This window comes from Flavobacterium sp. LS1R10 (assembly GCF_003968825.1).
In the GTDB taxonomy this organism is placed as follows: domain Bacteria; phylum Bacteroidota; class Bacteroidia; order Flavobacteriales; family Flavobacteriaceae; genus Flavobacterium.
The window spans coordinates 432437-450822 of record NZ_RYDH01000001.1 but is presented as its reverse complement, the minus strand read 5'-3'; the positions used below and the strand labels follow the sequence as shown (position 1 = coordinate 450822).

17 protein-coding genes are annotated in these 18386 nt (G+C 36.5%); 4 read left to right on the top strand and 13 right to left on the bottom strand.

Annotation, left to right across the window (positions count from 1 at the left end):
- The gene (locus tag EKL96_RS01960; RefSeq protein WP_126457711.1) at positions 1-351 is read left to right on the top strand and encodes a helix-turn-helix domain-containing protein; all 351 of its coding nucleotides are present in this window, start codon (positions 1-3) and stop codon (positions 349-351) included.
- A 78-nt stretch (positions 352-429) separates the two neighbouring features.
- On the opposite strand, the gene EKL96_RS01955 is transcribed toward EKL96_RS01960, so the two are convergent.
- From EKL96_RS01955 to EKL96_RS01905, 11 genes are all read right to left on the bottom strand, one after another.
- Positions 430-1089: a 3-oxoacid CoA-transferase subunit B gene (locus EKL96_RS01955; protein ID WP_126457710.1), complete on the bottom strand. Its 660-nt coding sequence runs from the start codon at positions 1087-1089 to the stop codon at positions 430-432.
- A gap of 2 nt (positions 1090-1091) precedes the next feature.
- Positions 1092-1793: a CoA transferase subunit A gene (locus EKL96_RS01950; protein ID WP_126457709.1), complete on the bottom strand. Its 702-nt coding sequence runs from the start codon at positions 1791-1793 to the stop codon at positions 1092-1094.
- 188 nt (positions 1794-1981) lie between these two features.
- Entirely contained in the window at positions 1982-4291 is a 2310-nt protein-coding gene (locus tag EKL96_RS01945) for a penicillin-binding protein 1A (RefSeq protein ID WP_126457708.1), read from the bottom strand.
- 9 nt (positions 4292-4300) lie between these two features.
- Positions 4301-4780: a gliding motility lipoprotein GldH gene (locus EKL96_RS01940; protein WP_126457707.1), complete on the bottom strand. Its 480-nt coding sequence runs from the start codon at positions 4778-4780 to the stop codon at positions 4301-4303.
- Positions 4764-6020, bottom strand: a complete 1257-nt coding sequence (locus tag EKL96_RS01935; RefSeq protein ID WP_126457706.1) for a stage 0 sporulation family protein — start codon at positions 6018-6020, stop codon at positions 4764-4766. Before EKL96_RS01935 ends, EKL96_RS01940 begins: the two co-directional genes overlap by 17 nt.
- A 490-nt stretch (positions 6021-6510) precedes the next feature.
- On the bottom strand, positions 6511-6945 hold the full coding sequence (tnpA, locus tag EKL96_RS01930) for an IS200/IS605 family transposase (protein ID WP_126457705.1): 435 nt from the start codon (positions 6943-6945) through the stop codon (positions 6511-6513).
- Positions 6946-6966: 21 nt separating this feature from the next.
- Positions 6967-8352 (bottom strand): rhodanese-related sulfurtransferase, encoded by a 1386-nt coding sequence (locus tag EKL96_RS01925; RefSeq protein WP_126457704.1) that lies wholly within the window; start codon positions 8350-8352, stop codon positions 6967-6969.
- A gap of 508 nt (positions 8353-8860) precedes the next feature.
- Complete coding sequence (locus EKL96_RS01920) at positions 8861-9271, bottom strand: BrxA/BrxB family bacilliredoxin (protein ID WP_126457703.1); 411 nt, start codon at positions 9269-9271, stop codon at positions 8861-8863.
- A 102-nt stretch (positions 9272-9373) separates the two neighbouring features.
- Positions 9374-10540: a lycopene cyclase family protein gene (locus EKL96_RS01915; RefSeq protein ID WP_233579253.1), complete on the bottom strand. Its 1167-nt coding sequence runs from the start codon at positions 10538-10540 to the stop codon at positions 9374-9376.
- 21 nt (positions 10541-10561) lie between these two features.
- A complete protein-coding gene (locus EKL96_RS01910) occupies positions 10562-11029 on the bottom strand; it encodes a thioredoxin family protein (protein ID WP_126457702.1) in 468 nt (155 codons plus the stop codon).
- A complete protein-coding gene (locus tag EKL96_RS01905; protein ID WP_126459048.1) occupies positions 11029-13272 on the bottom strand; it encodes a TonB-dependent receptor in 2244 nt (747 codons plus the stop codon). The genes EKL96_RS01910 and EKL96_RS01905 overlap by 1 nt, the downstream gene beginning before the upstream one ends.
- 198 nt (positions 13273-13470) lie before the next feature.
- Here EKL96_RS01905 and EKL96_RS01900 point away from each other — a divergent pair, with 198 nt between their 5' ends.
- The 3 genes from EKL96_RS01900 to EKL96_RS01890 all read left to right on the top strand — a co-directional run bounded on the left by EKL96_RS01900 (position 13471) and on the right by EKL96_RS01890 (position 15419).
- Positions 13471-14118, top strand: a complete 648-nt coding sequence (locus EKL96_RS01900; protein WP_126457701.1) for a metal-dependent transcriptional regulator — start codon at positions 13471-13473, stop codon at positions 14116-14118.
- 2 nt (positions 14119-14120) lie between these two features.
- Entirely contained in the window at positions 14121-14939 is an 819-nt protein-coding gene (locus EKL96_RS01895) for a ZIP family metal transporter (RefSeq protein WP_126457700.1), read from the top strand.
- A gap of 63 nt (positions 14940-15002) precedes the next feature.
- A complete protein-coding gene (locus EKL96_RS01890; RefSeq protein WP_126457699.1) occupies positions 15003-15419 on the top strand; it encodes a hypothetical protein in 417 nt (138 codons plus the stop codon).
- 407 nt (positions 15420-15826) lie between these two features.
- Here the strand turns inward: EKL96_RS01890 and EKL96_RS01885 are convergent, their stop codons facing one another.
- Positions 15827-15958, bottom strand: coding sequence for a FeoB-associated Cys-rich membrane protein (locus EKL96_RS01885; RefSeq protein ID WP_126457698.1), 132 nt, complete (start codon positions 15956-15958; stop codon positions 15827-15829).
- Between the two features lie 67 nt (positions 15959-16025).
- A complete protein-coding gene (locus tag EKL96_RS01880; protein WP_126457697.1) occupies positions 16026-18254 on the bottom strand; it encodes a TonB-dependent receptor family protein in 2229 nt (742 codons plus the stop codon).
- Positions 18255-18386: the final 132 nt, after the last annotated feature.

Below are 18386 nucleotides of genomic sequence, written 5' to 3'. Positions count from 1 at the left end.
ATGATACAACAGCCCGAAATCAAAATAAAACAGATACGTGAATTAAAAAATTTAACGCAAGAGCATATCGCAAATCAATTAGGATTATCGGTAAGAGCCTATTCCAAAATTGAGACCGGAGAAACCCAACTCACTATCAACAGGCTGAATGAAATCAGTAAAATTTTGGGAATTGATCCAATTGAAGTTTTGGGTTTTGATGAAAGACAAATTTTCAACAATTGTAAACAAGATGGTTATATTGGAATTAATCATATCAGCGCATCGGAAAAATTAGTTCAACAATATGAAGAAACTATCCAGTCCTTAAAAGAACAAATTTTACTTTTAAAGCTTTTGATGGATAAATAATAGTTCATTTCACAAAGATTTTAAAGCCACAAAGACCGTCAATTGACAGTCTTTGTGGCTTTATAAGAGGGGACACTTTTAGTCAATTTCCATCTCCGGAACGTCACCTTCAATAATTAAATCAGCTTCCGTAGAAGCGATGATATGTTCTACAGTTACACCCGGTGCGCGTTCCAAGAGTTTGAAACCTTGAGGGGTTACTTCTAAAACGGCTAATTCAGTTACTATTTTTTTAACACAGCCAACACCTGTTAAAGGCAAGGTACATTTTTTAAGTATTTTAGATTCGCCAGCTTTGTTAACGTGCATCATGGCTACAATAATATTCTCGGCAGAAGCCACTAAATCCATTGCCCCACCCATTCCTTTGACCATTTTACCAGGAATTTTCCAGTTGGCAATATCACCATTTTCGGAAACTTCCATTGCACCAAGGATTGTTAAGTCAACATGTTGTCCACGAATCATTCCAAAACTGAATGACGAGTCGAAGAAACTTGCTCCAGGCAAAGTAGTTATGGTTTGTTTTCCGGCGTTGATTAAATCAGCGTCTTCATCGCCTTCTAAAGGGAATGGACCCATGCCGAGAATTCCGTTTTCACTTTGAAATTCGACGTCAATTCCTTCTGGGACATAATTAGCAACTAATGTTGGAATCCCGATTCCGAGATTCACATAGTAGTTGTGTTTTAATTCTTTTGCAATGCGTTTTGCAATTTGATTTTTATCTAAAGCCATAATCAGAAAATTTTTCTCACGGTTCTTTGTTCAATTCTTTTTTCATATTTCACACCTTGAAAAATTCTATTTACAAGTATTCCTGGAATATGAATTTCGTTTGGATCTAAACTACCTACAGGCAATAATTCTTCTACTTCGGCGATAGTTATTTTTGCCGCTCCGGCCATACAAGGATTAAAGTTTCGTGCTGTTCCTTTGAAAACTAGGTTGCCGGCTTCATCACCTTTCCATGCTTTTACGATGGCAAAATCAGCTTTGAAAGCGTATTCCATAAGATGCATTTTTCCGTTGAATTCCCGTGCTTCCTTCCCTTCGGCTACTTCAGTTCCATAACCGGCAGGGGTAAAAAAAGCTGGAATTCCTGCTTGTGCCGCACGACATCGTTCTGCAAGAGTTCCTTGCGGGATTAATTCTACATCGAGTTCTCCAGATAGCATTTGACTCTCAAATTCGGCATTTTCACCTACGTAAGAAGAAATCATTTTTTTGATTTGGCGTTTTTGCAAAAGCAATCCAAGGCCAAAATTATCTACTCCTGCATTGTTTGAGATACAGGTTAAATCCGTAGTTTCTTTTTTTACTAATTCGGCGATGGAATTTTCTGGAATACCGCATAATCCGAAACCGCCCAGCATGATGGTCATCCCGTTTTCAATTCCTTGAAGGGCTTTATGTACGTTATTTACTTTTTTGTTAATCATAAAATTGAATGCTAGTTGACGAATTTTAATTTAAAGAAGAACCCAATCTGTTTGTAGTATTAATAACAACAAGATTTAATTTTAAGAACGAATTGCCTAGCCCAGATAGAAGCGACATCCTTTTAGTCTCCTTTTTTAAGGAGACTAAAAGATATAGCGGATGGCTGGATTAGCTCCAGATGAAAATTTTACAATTCAAATTCATCGGTATTTTGTTCAATATTAGTGGTGTCTATTACTTTTGGAGCGGTGTAGCAGTCTACTTTTATGGATAGATTTGCGGGTCTTTCAAAGGATGCTTTGGATACTTTTAGGGCGGGATCTTCGTAACAAAGTTTCATAAAATAACCCCAAACCGGCAGTGCTGCTGTGGCACCTTGTCCGTAAGTTATGCTTTTGAAACGGGCAGAACGGTCCTCGCAACCCACCCAGACTCCAGTTACAAGATTAGGAACCATTCCCATAAACCATCCGTCAGATTGGTTTTGTGTAGTTCCTGTTTTACCTGCAATAGGATTTTTAAATTGATAGGGATATCCTGTCCAGCGTTTGTCTCCGTTTCCGCCGCCGGTGGTGCGCAGACGATCTCCGGACCCGCCTTCCGTAACGCCTTCTAATAATTTGATCACGGCATACGCGATGTCTTTGTTTAAAACATCATGTGATTCAGGGATGGGTTCGTAAATAATTACGCCACCTTTATCTTCGATTCGAGATATAAATTGGGGTTTCATATACACGCCTTGATTGGCAAAGGTGCTGTAAGCAGCAACCATATCTTCGACGGTTATTTCAACGGCTCCCAAAGCAATGGAAGGCTGAAGTGGAATCTCTGATTTGATGCCTAATTTATGGGCTAAATCGACTACAGCTGCCGGACCTACTCGGTCTATTAATTTTGCGGATACAATATTGATGGAATTTGCCAATCCTCGTTTTAGGGTTACCATTCCGCTGTATCTGTTGTTGGAGTTTTTTGGTTCCCAATCTTCGGTAACATTATGACGTCCTTTTCTAATCATAAAAGGGGAATCAATAATGGAATCACAAGGTGACATATTCAATTGCTCTATGGCTGTAGCATAAACAAAAGGCTTGAAAGTGGAACCAACTTGTCTGGCACCTTGCCCTACGTGATCGTATTGAAAATATTTATAATCGATACCCCCAACCCACGCTTTTATATTTCCCGTTTGAGGTTCCATCGCCATGAGTCCGGATTGTAAAAAATGTTTGTAATACCGAATGGAATCCAATGGCGTCATAATCGTGTCTTTTTCTCCTTTCCAAGAGAAGACTCTCATTTTAGTTTTTATGCTAAAGGATGCTATAATTTCTTCGTCCGTTTTTTCCAGTGATTTTAATACCGCCCATCTGTTTGAGGATTTCATGGCTTGGCTTAAAATGCGTTGTGTTTCTACAGAAGAGATGTTGACAAATGGCGCATTTTTATTTGTTTTGGATTGCTCGAAAAATTCTTCTTGAAGATTGGCCATGTGCTCCGTTACTGCTTTTTCAGCGTGCAGTTGCATTCTGGAATCAATGGTAGTATAGATTTTTAGACCATCTTTGTAGATGTCATAATCTGAACCATCCGGTTTTTTATTTTCCTCCGCCCATTTTTTCAGGTAGTCTCTTAAATATTCTCTGAAATAGGTTGCTGTTCCGTCTTTGTGCGTTTGTAATTTGAACTTTAATGTGATTGGTAAAGCCTGCAGTCTTTCTTTTTCTTCTTTTGAAATTATTTTTCCTTTTTCTAATTGCAGAAGCACTACATTTCTTCGGTTTATCACTCCTTGTGGATTTCTCACAGGATTGTAAAGGCCAGAATTTTTAAACATTCCCACTAATATTGCCGACTCGCTGATGGTTAAATCCTTTGGTTCTTTCGAAAAATACGTTTTTGCGGCTGAACTAACTCCGACAGAATTGTTTCCAAAATCGTATACATTACAATACATGGCAATGATTTCATTTTTAGTGTATTGTCTTTCTAATCGGATGGCAATAATCCATTCTTTTATTTTTTGTACAATTCTAAAAGGCAGGAATTTAGATCCTTCTCCGTGAAATAATTGTTTGGCTAATTGCTGCGTCAAGGTACTGGCTCCTCCGCTGGTTCCTAAGCTCGAGATGGCTCTCAAAGTACCTCTTCCGTCAATGCCGGAATGCTCATAAAAACGAGCATCTTCCGTTGCGATTAGTGCTTGAACCAAATTTTTTGGCAAGTCAGAATACTTTAATTGAGATCTGTTTTTTTCGAAATATTTCCCTAAAACCACTCCGTCAGCGGATATGATCTCAGTCGCTAAATTAGAATCGGGATTTTCTAAATCTTCAAAAGAGGGCATCGAACCGAAGATTCCCCAGGAAGCAAACAGGAAAAATAAAGCAAGACTTCCTAACCCTACAAAAAATATTTTCCAAAAAATATTTTTGTAATGAGCCATGTCTTTGTCATTATCTTTAGCGGGACTGTTGTTTTTTTTGATAGCCATAATACTATTTTATTCTTTTTTTTCTATTCTAAAACCTACATCTGTAACTCCGTCTAAAGCCGTCACGCCGGGAACTTTGCCGTTTTCTCTGACTGCTTGCTTAATATGAACGGTGTATTTGGATCGAAACCGTACATTTTCCTTATAAAAAAGTTTGCTTTCTTTTATGTCTGAAAATCCATTCCCTAATAGTAATCCCTCCGGATCAGCCATTTGGTATTCGAGCGTGTCTACTTTTGTAAAACCATTAGGTAGTTCTAAAGCTACAATTAAGAACAAATTGTTGTATTGATACGCATTATTCGCTCTCAAATTCACAAACAAATTATAGCGTTTTGTGGAATCTAGTTCTGGTAAATGGAACGTTACAATGCTGTCTTTATGCCACGCACTACCCACAGATTGATAGTCATCAAAAACCCTTTTTTTATCACACGACCAGAATAGAATTACTACCAAAAGAAGTAAAGCGCTATTTTTTATCCACATTTTTAGTAATAATTATAGGTTTTCTTGGCTCCACAGGCTTTTTGTCATTTGGAGTTTGACGGGTATTGTTTGCAGGTTTGTTGCTGTTTGCTACAATTGCATTTTCACCGCCTGGTTTTCGTTTTTTATTTGGTTTTTTCTTCGTTTTGGGTTGATCAAAACGAGTTAAACTTTCTTGTCCCATTGCATTATTGAAGTTTTTCTCTGGTTCTGCAATGATTTCTATTGCAAAATCTTCTAGCGAAGAAACTTTATTTTTCAGTTTGTTTTCAGCGATGATTTCTCGGACTTGATCAATTTTCAATACGTGCCAATTTGCAAAATTATTTGTGTAGGCAAACCACATTAATCCTTTGAAAATATCTTGTTTCTGGCAAATGGCATCTCCTTTTTCCGTTACCAATTTTGTTTCAAAATCCGGGAAGTCTTTCAAAGCATCCATGTACGTATCCAGTTCATAATTCAAACAGCATTTCAATTTTCCGCATTGTCCGGCTAGTTTTTGTGGATTCAAAGATAGTTGTTGGTACCGTGCCGCTGAGGTATTTACACTTCTAAAATCCGTCAGCCAAGTCGAACAACACAATTCTCTTCCGCAAGAACCTATTCCGCCTAAACGAGCTGCTTCCTGACGGAAACCTACTTGTTTCATTTCTATTCGGGTACTGAATTCTTTAGCAAAATCTTTAATTAATGCTCGAAAATCAATTCGGTCATTTGCCGTGTAATAAAACGTAGCTTTTGATCCGTCCCCTTGAAATTCGATATCTGAAATCTTCATTTCCAGTTTTTGAGCAATCGCCAGTTCCCGTGCGCGCACCTTCATTGGCTCTTCTTTTTCCCGTGCCGCAGACCAAATATCAATATCTTTTTGGGATGCTTTTCTATAAATTTTCGGAATTTCGTTGCCCAGGTGATTGGCTCCTTTTTTCTTCATTTGAATTTTAACTAATTCTCCTGTCAAAGTAACAATTCCTATGTCGTGTCCCGGAGAAGCAACAGTAGCCACGATATCGCCCATGCTTAACGTTAATTTCTCTGTATTGCGGTAAAATTCTTTTCTGCCGTTTTTGAAGCGTACTTCCACACAGTCAAAAGGGGCGTCACCATTAGGCAGACTCATATTAGAAAGCCAATCAAAAACCGTCAATTTATTGCAGCTGTCGGTGCCGCAAGTCCCATTATTTTTACAACCTTTAGGTGATCCACCATCAGAAGTTGAACAACTTGTACATGCCATAATTTTATATATAGTGTTGCGACGAGCACAACTTATGTTTTTAAAACGTTTAATGTGTAAAGATAGTATTTTTTAATTTTACGTCACAACGCATAAAAGCACGAATGCCTCATAAATTTTCAATAAAAAAACCCATTACAAATTAGTTTGTAATGGGTTAGTTTTGAATCCCTTCTTATAAAGATATGATGTGTTTTATATCTATTTTGATTTCAAAGATTGCCCCATGAATGTCTTCAACCGTTGAAACGGTTGGCTATAGTTTAATGGCTGTGTGTGTTTAGAACATAGCCTACGGTTTCAACCGTTGGCAACGTAAAGTAAAGAACAATGCATTATTTTTCAAAGATTGTCCCATGAATTTTTCCAACCGTTGGCAACGTAAAGAATAACACATTGTTTTTCAAAGATTTTCTCATGAATGTCTCCAACCGTTGAAACGTTTGGCTATAGTTTAATGGTTGTGTGTGTTTTGAAGATAGCCACGGTTTCAAATTTGGCTTAACCCATGTAATTTTATAAATTCGTCAAATTCATCTTGAGAATTTTTCTTTAAATGATGTTGCTTTTGATTCTTTATGTAATTATAAACGGATTCTAATTGAGATTCACTAACGGAATAAGCGGCATAACCTGTTTGCCAAGCAAATTTTTCAATCATTAAATTTTCTCCATTTATAGAATGTGACGAGCTCCCTTTAATTTGTTTTATTACATCTGCAATTGATTTTTGTGGATTTAATAAAAATAAGGCGTGAATATGATCGGGCATTCCATTAATGATTCGTACGGGACATCCCAATTCAATTAATTCTTGTCTGATATAGTCGTATACTTGTTTCTCTATTGAAAAGTCAATTAATTTACCCCTGTTTTTGGTTGCCCAAACAGCATGAATCCATAATTTATTAAAGGAATGTGGCATACAATTAGTTTTAAATTTCCACTAATCTACAACTTTATATAATTTATCTGACAATCGAATCCGGAATGGCAATTTAAAGGTACAAGTGTCTCCTGAAACTGCTTTTTCTTGTGCTAAATCGTTCACCAGCATTTCTTCGATTACCAGTTTTTGCTCGCCTGTTGTGGCTCCTTTAATCAGAATCGTATCGCCAATTTTGATTTCGTTTTCTTCAATTAGAAACTGACCAATACTTGGTTTTGGATAAAAGTGAGTTCCTTTTCCAATGTATTGTTTTTTGATCTTTATTTCTTTTTTGAGAACGGTAGCTACTCTGCGAGCAATTTTTGACTCAGCCAATTCACTAAGATTCGGAACTCCTGCTAATGGATCTTGATTATTTTTGAAAGTCAAAACGTCTGATTTTCCTTTTTTGAAGATCTTATTTCCGTTTTTAACTCCTCGTCTAATAGCTTTCTGTTCTTCTTCCGGCAAATGAATTATAGTTACACATTCAGCAGAACAACAGTTTTCCATTTTTCCCTTGCACGAGTCACATTGAATAAAAAGTAAATGACAACCTTCGTTCACGCAATTCGTATGTACATCACAAGGTGCGCCACATTGATGGCATTGCGAAACAATATCGTCTGTAATTCTTTCGCCCAAGCGATGATCAAATACGAAGTTTTTTCCAATGAATTTACTTTCTAAACCTTCTGCTTTTACCTGGCGTGTGTATTCAATAATTCCGCCTTCCAGTTGGTACACGTTTTCAAAACCTTTGTGTTTGAAATAAGCACTGGCTTTTTCGCAGCGAATTCCTCCGGTGCAGTACATCAATAGTTTTTTGTCTTGTTTGTGTTCAGCTAGTTGCTCTTCGATAATGGGTAATGATTCCCGAAAAGTATCCACATCTGGTTTTATAGCTTTGGTGAAATGTCCAATTTCACTTTCGTAATGATTTCGCATATCGACTACAATCGTGTTTGGATCTTCTAGAAGTTCATTGAATTCTTTGGCTTTTAGGTGAATTCCAATATTCGTTACATCAAAAGTTTCATCAACCAAACCATCAGCCACAATCTTATCACGCACTTTTACAGTCAGTTTCAAAAACGAGTGATCGTCTTGTTCTACGGCAATATTTAATCGGATTCCTTTCATGAAATCATAAACTTCAATTGAATCTTTGAACGCGTAAAAATTATCGGCAGGCAATGATAATTGGGCGTTGATTCCCTCACTGGCTACATAAATCCGACCCAAAACTTCAAGTGAGTTCCACGCCAAAAATAATTCGTTACGAAATTGTGTTGGATTTGAGATTTGCGCATAAGCATAGAAAGACAAGGTAAGACGTTGTTTTCCGGCATCATCAATCATGATGGCTCTTTCCTCTGCGCTTAATGTGTTATACAGTTGCATGCTATAAACAGTTTTAAGTTGAGAAATATATTTTTTGCAAAAGTATGAAAAAAGGTTCAGAGAGGCAAAGTTTTCAAGGAACTAAGGTTCACAATCAAAAACAATGCTTGCTTAATTTACGGTAATGTCTTGATGGTTTATTTTTTTTGGAGCTCTTTCCAGCTTTTCGCTCTATCTCTTGTTTCCGCTATCGCTACAACAAGAGGATGCCGCTGCAATCTGGGCTAGGGTAGTTGTGGTGAATAGAAGGGTTAGTTTCTCAGAATTGTAATTAGCTCTTCAAGCCACACGAAAGGATTCGTGCGGGAGCGGGGGACAATTTTGGGTTGACCTTCCTGCGTTTATTTTGTCATTCTGAGGAACGAAGAATCTTTATCTGTTGAGCAATTTATAAGGACTCTTCCTTAGTCAGAGTGACAACTTTGTCTTAAATGCAAATAATAATCACCATCAATAAACAAAAAAACCACGCCGAAACGTGGTTTTATATTCTATGCTTTGACTGGGATTAGCAATACTCGTTAAATGCGTCTTTCAAGTTTTCAGCAATTAGTTCTGCTGGGCGACCTTCAATGTGGTGACGCTCTAGCATGTGCACTAATTCTCCGTTTTTGAACAAAGCCATACTTGGCGATGATGGAGGAAAAGGGAACATGTGTTGTCTTGCGGCATCAACTGCATCTTTGTCAACTCCTGCAAAAACAGTGATTAAATGGTCTGGTTTTTTAGCGCCATCCAAACTCATTTTTGCTCCCGGACGTGCGTTTCTGGCAGCACAACCACAAACCGAATTTACAACTACAAGCGTTGTTCCTTCTAATTTCATTGCGTTTTCTACTGCTTCAGCACTATGTAAATCTTGAAAACCTGCAGCGGTTAATTCCTCTTGCATTGGTTTTACCATTTCTTGTGGATACATATTTTTTTTATTTTAAATCAATACTAATTTTGAATTGCAAAGTTACAAAGTTTACAATCAAGTATAGGAGTTGAATTATAAAGTTTTGTTATAGTTTGATTTCTATTTAGTTGCTTTTGAAGCCACATGAAAAATAGCTTTTATAAATAGCATTTTGGGACATTTTAGAATAACGGTAATGTCCTCAATAAAAGAAGTTTCCTCATCCAGAAATTTAAAAATCAAAGTTGGATTTCCTTTTTTGAACATCGAAGAAAAGATAGAAGAACCCAATTCATTTTTTCGGTCTAAGATGTCTAACAGAAGTAAATCGTAAAACCAGAATTTAGTGCTTTTATGAAACTTAGTAAAGTCGGTTTCCCTTTGTAGAAAGGCAACCAATTCTGTTGATTTTTTATCCGAATTTTTGAAAGTATAGCCCGTACTAGCTTTCGTCCAACCACCAGAAGTTCCTATATTGATTACGTTTTTAGTATTCGCTTTCCAAAAAGGATAACACGTCATAGGAATGCTACCTTGCTCTTTTTCGACGATTTCATAGTTTGTAATCCCAAGTTTTTCGATGTATTGCTGGATTTCGTTTTCGTATTCTTCGGTCTTCAAATGGTGGTGCGAAAACAAGGTGTATTCCAGTAAAGCTTCAGTTTTGGAAGTGGGCAACACATACATAAAACGGGTATTCCCTTTTTGCTCCACCGAAAAATCCATGAAAGTAGCTTGTTCGGGATTGAAAACAGCTTGCTCACTTTTAATAAACCAACCAATAAAATGCTGTTGTAAAACAGGATATTTGGTCTGACTTTCTGCTTTTTGTTTGTTGTAAATGCTGTTGAATAATTTCGTGCACGAAAAGGATTCACTTTCGGTTTGTACCAGAATTATGGTTTCGGATTCTTCAATTTCCAATACTTTTTCATGAATGAAAGTAATATTTTTTTGTTTCGAAAGTAGATCAAATACCTGAGTGTAAAAATACAATCCTTTCACCATATTGTAGCGGTACGGTTTCAAGTCTAAATCCCGGCGAAAATCTCCATTGGCAAACAAAGCCGAATCCCATTTCTTTGAAATAGATTGTTCCCAAAGTGAATCGTTAGTTTTCCAAAAACACCACGTTCTGTCGTTTGTTTTTTTGGTATTTTCATCCAATAACAAAATACTCTTGTCCTTAAATTTTCCGGATTGGACCATTTTATACACGGTCATCAAAGTCGATAATCCTGCGCCGGTAAAAATATAATCGTAGTGTTTCATTTGGGAATTTGACATTTCCATCAAAAATAGACAATTTTATTCTTTTAGTTTCTCTAAAATCAGCTTTAATTCTTTTGGTTTTAAGTACCCGCTGTGTTGAAAAATAATCTCGTTTTCACTATTTAAAACACACAAAACAGGAAAGTTCAATTGCTTGTTGACTGTTCCTAATGCGATGGCGAGCTCATGGGTTCCGAAATTATTTCCAGTCGGCTTATATTGAAAAGTAGTTTTATTGAAAATAACCGTTCGTTTTTCCTCGGCATTGAAATCAATGAAATAAAAAGCAGCGTTGAGCTCCTTGATGATTTCCTCGTTTTTAAAAGTGGTGTTTTTCATCGCATGGCAAAACGAGCACCATTCGGTTTGAATGAAGACAATCGTTTTTCTCTTTTTGATTGTTTGTAAACTGTCTATTTTTTCGAATGAAACCGAATGCAACTGCGCAAATCCAGCGGGAATCGCACAGCATAAAAGCAACAGTATGAAAAGTTTTTTTCTCATTATCTCAAGGTATATCGGATTCCGAAAAAACTTCTGATTCCTTGATTGGGTCCATATACGTACGTCGTGTCAAATGTCAACCCATACGGGTTTTCAGGCGTTGCCAATACTTGTCCGTTTGTGTCGTAGGTTACATTTTTATCAAAAGGATCATTTGTTCTTGCAATTAAAAACGGGTTATTTTGTTTAGGCAAAAAGTTCAACAGGTTTTTAATTCCGACATAAATTTCAAAATCAGGTAAACCAGAATAGGTGAATTGAATGTTTTGTAAACTGTACCAAGGTGATTCTGGAGCACGGGGATCTAAAGCGCTTAAAAGTGGGAGTCGCATAGGGCTGTATAGATTTCCGGTGTAATCAATATTTAAATCGATAGCTTGAATTTTATAGGAAGCACTCCAGGTTGCAGTAAATTTTTCGGTTAGAAAAGGTGTTTCTTTTAGACCATTTTGAACGTTTTTGTTGTCTAACAAAGAAGCGCCGGTGATAATTTTTAATCCATTAGGAAAATTGAAATCGACATTCATACTGATTCCTTGACTTATCGCATAGCCATTGATGTTGTCATAAATGATTTGGTTGGGATCAGTAACATAATCAGAAACAATTTTATTGCTGAATCTGGTATGGAAAAAGGAAGTTTCAATGCCAATAAAGGTTCCGTTATCAAAATTTATTTTCTTAATATAATTCAAATTAGCATTGATGGATTGTTCCGGCTTCAAATTATTTACGATTACAATTTCACGAGCGCCAGTCAAGGCAGCATGATCTTCGGTAAATAAATTTACCACTCTAAAACCTGTTCCGGCGTTCAGTCGAATAATATTATTATCGTTCAATTTCCATTTATAGGCAATTCTTGGCGTCAAGATACTTCCGTGAAACGAGTTGTAATCGTAACGCAGTCCCAAGAGTATCTTGTGTTTTTCGGTAAATGTAATTTCGTCCTGAACAAAAATTCCCGGCAGCCAGGTTTTCTCGGGATTGTTATTTCCCTGTTTTAATGTTGCCGGTGTATTGTCATCGTAATAATTGTATCGGGTAGCAATTCCGGTTAGTAAATCATTCCTCCCTGTTTTCTTGTCCCAAGTTAGTTGTACAAAACCAATTTTTTGATTGGCAATATAACTGGTTGTCCCGTAGCGACTGTCTTGAAAATGTACATTTCCTGAAAAGGAAAGCATTAGTTTTTCCTGAAAAGGCAATTGGTAACTTCCTATTAGTTCCGCTCGTTTTGTATAAATGCTTTCGCCATAGATCTCGTCTCCGCCACGGTGTTTTTTCTCCCAACGCACATCGCCGCCAAAACGGTCTTCATAAACCCCACGCGCCGCAATAGTGAACAAACGGTTTTCTTTTCTGTTGAAAGTCCATTTTTGAAAAAGGGAAATTCGGTCTGAAAGGGTGACATCAGTAAAATTGTCGCCATCGTTGTCTGTTTTTTGATTGTAGCTAAAATAATTTAAACCCAAAAGAGCTGTCGCTTTCTTGCCTACATTGATTTTTACTCCTAAATCAAGGTTGGTTTCCAACCAAGAAGTAGAAAACACATCTGCGGAGAATAGGGGAGCGTTTGTTGGATTTTTGGTAATAATATTAATCAAACCTCCAACGGCCTCACTACCGTATAGAGACGAAGCGGGACCTTTTACGATTTCAATTCGTTCGACCAGTGAATTTGGAATTCCAGATAATCCGTACACCGTCGATAAACTGCTCACGATGGGCATTCCGTCAATTAGAACCAAAGTATACGGACCTTCAAGCCCATTAATATGGATGTCGCCCGTATTGCAAACGCCACAATTAAGCTGTGGTCTTACACCATTTACATTCTGTAATGCTTCATAAATACTGGCTGTTGGATTTTTCTTGAAAAATATTGGGGAATAAACTTCGACAGGAACGGGACTTTCCAGTCTTTTTACGGGTTTTAAAGTTCCGGAAACCACAACTTCGTTAAGTTGGTTTTCATTATTTGAAAGTTCCAAATCCAGAATAGTGTTTTCATTAATTTTGACCGTTATATTCTTTTTTAAAGTTTGAAAACCTTCTGCAATAATTTGTATTTTGTAATTCCCTTCAGCAATATTCGCTATACTGTAATTTCCTAAACTATCCGTTTGGGTGGCGTATTTTGTTCCAATTAAAAAAACTCGAGCCTCCGAAACCCCTTTTTTTTCTGATGAAATAAATCCAGAAAGATTTGTTTTTTCTTGGCTGTAGCCAAAGTGAAACATAAGGAAAACTAATAATGAACATAATCTTTTCACAATGCTTAAATTAAATTTAGGCAAAACTAAAAATTATATTTCGCAAAACCAATTTTTTAATTACATTTGTATCAATAACTTAATTGGTTTAGTGAGAAGTCTTCAAGAAGAAATCAATAAATTGATTTGTATTAAAATTTAAAAAGAGTATTCAAAAAACATAGCATGACCTTTTCAGAAGAAAATTATCTCAAGACCATTTACCACCTTACGGCAGTTTCAGAGGTGGATATCAGCACCAATGCGATTGCCGAAAAAATAGAAATCAAGGCGTCATCCGTTACCGATATGCTCAAGAAACTCGCCGAAAAAGAGTTAGTCAACTACATCAAATACCAAGGTGTTTCCCTTACTGATCAGGGACAATTAGCCGCTAAAATGATTGTTCGAAAGCACCGGCTTTGGGAAACTTTTTTAGTTGAAAAATTAGATTTTTCATGGGATGAAGTGCATGATCTTGCGGAACAATTGGAACACATCAAATCTGAAAAACTCATCAATAAGTTAGATGATTTTCTGGGAAATCCCACTGAAGATCCACATGGAGATCCGATTCCGGATGCTAACGGAAGAATTATAAAAGTAGACAAACAACTGCTTTCTGAATTCGAGAAAAACCAAATCGGGATTTGTGTGGGTGTCAAAGATACATCTTCTGATTTTTTAAAATATTTAGACAAACAAGAAATCGCTTTGGGTTCCCAAATTGAAATTATCGAAAAGGAAAGTTTTGATTCCTCTTTGAGAATTCGGGTTGGAACAAAAGAAATAACGGTTTCAAATAAAATAGCCAGTAATATATACATCAAATAATTATGTTTCAATCTGTAGTAGATTATTTTACGAGTATCGACCCAATATTAGCCGCTTTGTATGCGAGTTTATTCACTTGGTTTCTTACGGCTTTAGGAGCCTCGTTTGTTTTTTTGTTTAAAACCATGAACCGGACGGTACTGGACGGAATGCTCGGATTTACCGGGGGCGTAATGGTTGCTGCAAGTTTTTGGAGTTTATTGGCTCCAGCTATAGAAATGACCGGCGGCGAAGGTTTTCAAAAAGTGATTCCCGCAGCTTTTGGTTTTTTTCTTGGTGCCTTGTTTATTTTTGGGATTGATAAAGTATTGCCACATCTTCACATTAATTTTAAAGTTACGGAGGGAATTAAATCGCCTTGGCAGCGTACTACATTACTGGTTTCGGCAATTACACTGCACAATATACCTGAAGGATTGGCCGTAGGGGTTCTTTTTGGGGGAGTGGCTGCCGGGATTCCGGAGGCTTCCATTGCGGGAGCTGTTACCTTGGCCATTGGTATTGGAATTCAGAATTTCCCCGAAGGTATTGCCGTGGCCATGCCGTTGCGGCGTATGGGAATGAGTAGAAGAAAAAGCTTTATGTACGGACAATCATCAGCTTTGGTAGAACCTGTTGCTGCTGTTTTAGGCGCTTTTGCAGTCACGTTTTTTACCCCAATTTTACCGTACGCTTTGGCTTTTGCAGCAGGCGCAATGATTTTTGTAGTTGTGGAAGAAGTGATACCGGAAACGCAACAGGATAAAAATACCGATATTGCCACACTGGGATTTGTTGGCGGATTTATAGTGATGATGGTTCTGGATGTGGCTTTGGGATAGGGTTTTTAATTTTTGCCATTTGTTATTAAAAAGAAGCGTAGCTTTATCTTTTAAACCGCGTTTATGAAAAAGTCAGTAGTATTCCTTTGTATGATTATCAGCAGTGCAGTTTTGGCGCAAATCCCAAAATCCCAAAAGGTCAAATACAGTACAATACATCAGAAAATATGCCCCAATCAAAAAGGATTTCAGTTGGTTCTAAAATCGATTTCTTCTGATTCCCGTTGTCCGGAAGGGGTTACTTGTATTTGGGAAGGGGAAGTTTCGGGAGTCGTTTCTGTTTACAAAGATTCAAAATTAATTGAAAACAAGATATTGGTTTTTTCGATGAAAAACGAAAAAGAAAATAAAGAGTGGTTTTCTAAATATTTGCCTAAAAAGCAAAAAAACATAAAAAACTATAGTGTTCTTCCGTATCCAAAAGAAGGTGTCAAAATCAACCCGAGTGAATACTATGTGAAAATTGGGTATTTAAAATAACTTTTTATATCACTACTGAATGACTGCATATCACTATAGCAAAATGAAAAATATTTTCATTGGGATTAAATATATATAACTTAAATATCAGATTTTTGTTAAAATTATGATGGTCTAATCGCATACGGATTACTAATTCATAATAGTACCATAATTTCAATTTTTGTAGGGATAAAACTAAAATCATGTTCAAAGTCAAATTAGATACAAGTTCAAATTTGAAAACATTTTCTAAAACATACAAACGTAAACAGTTGATATTGAGTCTAAAAATTCATTCTATTAAAGTATCGTACTTTTTTTATATTTTAAAGAAAGCACAGACTTATTGTTTTTTAAGATAGTTCAGACTACTACCAAACATTTTACATGGGCTCTTTTTTAACGTTTAAATACGAAATAAAATTTTAATGGCAGCCGCAATCACCACCACTGCCACAATTTTTATCTGATTTTTTCTTTTTGAGGAAGAATTTTTTAATCAAAAAAGCAAGTGCTATTCCAAGGGCAAAAAAAGCTAAAATTTCTTGAATATCCATATTGTAAAAATAAGAAAAAGCAACCAAAAGAGGTTGCTTTTTTGAGTTAAACTAATGAGAAAGTTTTTTACAACTGTGCCATAATTCCAAAATTGATGTTAAAAGGCATTCCGGGTCTTAATCCTGCAGGAACTCTTGAAACGGCATACTTTTCATTCATTAAATTAATGATATTCGACATCAGGCTCACTTTTTGACTAAGGTGGTATCTTGCTGAGAAATCTACAATAAAATTATTGTTTACTTTGTTTTGGGACGGAATAGTTCCCGTTCCTGCCAATGTTCTAAACGCATCTACATATTTTCCACTGATGGCCAAATTGAATTTTTCTGTTTCGAAAGCGGCAGTCAGAGCAAATTGATTTTTGGCGATGTACGGAATCTCATCTCCACGTGTTACATTTCCCCATATTGGGCTGTTAAAGTCACTATTTAATTTCGTATCCGTCAAAGTATAGGAAAAGCTAAGCGGTAGTTTATATCCTTTTTCTGAATTTTTCAGGATTTCATACGTGGCCAAAAATTCAATTCCCTTTACGATTGCTGCACCTGCATTGAATAAATCTCCAGTTCCAGTTCCGCCACCGGACATGTTATCCGAACCTTGTAAATTAGAAAAATCATTGTAATAGCCAATCAATTCTCCGTAAAAGGCATTTTTTTGAAAGCGAAAACCCAGTTCTGAGTTGATACTGTTTTCGGCATCTTCTCCAACTTTAGCGCCCGGAGGAGAAAACCCTTTGTGAACACTCGTAAACACATTGTAATCTTCATTTATTTTATACAGAATTCCCATTCCCGGTATCCAAACATCAGAACGGTTATTTGCATTTACGATATTTGTACCGGTTCTTGTAATATCGTTGCTCCCGTAATTAATCGATTCTAAATTGATATTTTCATATCGGACTCCTGGCGAGAACGTAAATTTGTCATAGGTAATCGTATAAAGCACATGAGCGGCAATTGCTTCGGCGTAGGTAATCCTATTTGCATCTGTGCCTGGAGTTCCGTTTGAAGTTCTATTCATCACTCCATTTTGTATGGCGTATCCGTCAACCCATTGAAAGCGATCTTCATAATCTTCGTGGTAGCGAAATCCAAAATCAAAATCGTGTTTCAGCGCTCCTGTTGCAAAATTATAATTGGCTACTGATTGGATTCCTTTGGCCTCGTACATCCGATTGTTGGCTTTAACTAATAAAGCATTATCAGCAGTGTTATTAGCTCCTGTTAAAGCTAAATATTCCGCATTATACTTTATTGGATCAATTAATATAGAATTGATTCCTACTTTTGTAGTTCCAAGTTTTAAGGCATCAAGTTTATACCAATTTCTGGCAAAATCATTCTTGTAGGCCTTTGTGGTGATGTTGAAATTTTTTGAGGGTTGAATAAAATGGGTCAACATGATTTGTTTGTGCTCCGTATCAAGATAATCTTCATTTGATCCGGCATACCTTCTGTAAGGACTCTTGTTGTAATCGTCTTCGGTCAAACCAAGGTAAGTTTCATTGGCAAAATCTTCGCCAAACTGGACTTTAGCGGTTAAGGATTGAAAGATTTTGGCATCGAGATCCGTATTAATTCTAAATTTAGCAACATAATCATTTCCCTGAAAACCGGTGTTTTTAGAACTGTTGTCTATTTTTTTAAATCCGTCTGAATTTCGGTTGTTGTATTCTAAAACGTAACCAAAATTTTTGCGTTCATCTCCAATATTTACGTATGTTTTTTTGGTATTGAAACTACCAATGCTGGCTACAACTCGGGCTTTGAAACGATTTGGGATTTGAGTAGAAACCATATTGATGGCGCCGCCGGTAGTATAAGGACCGTATTGTATTTGACTTCCTCCTTTTACAATTTCGAAAGACTGCATTCTGTTTACTGTTGGGAAATAATACGCGGCAGGAGCGGCATAAGGAGCAGGTGCTATTAGAACGCCATCCTCCATTAGTGTAATTTTACTCGAACGATCTGGGCTGGTTCCTCTCATACCAATATTTGGGCGGAGTCCAAACCCTTCTTCTTCCTGAATATTGATGCCGGGAACGGTTCTTAGAATCCTGGAAACATCATCATAATTAAAGGTTTTTAATTCTTTTGGAGAGATAAAATATGTTGATCCGGCTTTATTTTTGGCTTTAAATTTACTTCCAATGATCGCATCGGTGGTAATAATAACTTCGTTTAAACTTTCAATACTATCTTTTTGAGTTTTTGTAAGTTCCTTTTCTTGTGCAAACAAAACGGACGTAATTAATAGCGAGCCGATAATTATAATATTTTTCATTTTTATTTAGATTAATTCTACACTGCAAATGTAGAACCTAAATCTTATTTAGACAAATTAAAAATAATAAAAATTTGACATTTTAACTTTTGTTGACATATAAGTAATGAGATTAAAATAATGTCGTATTTG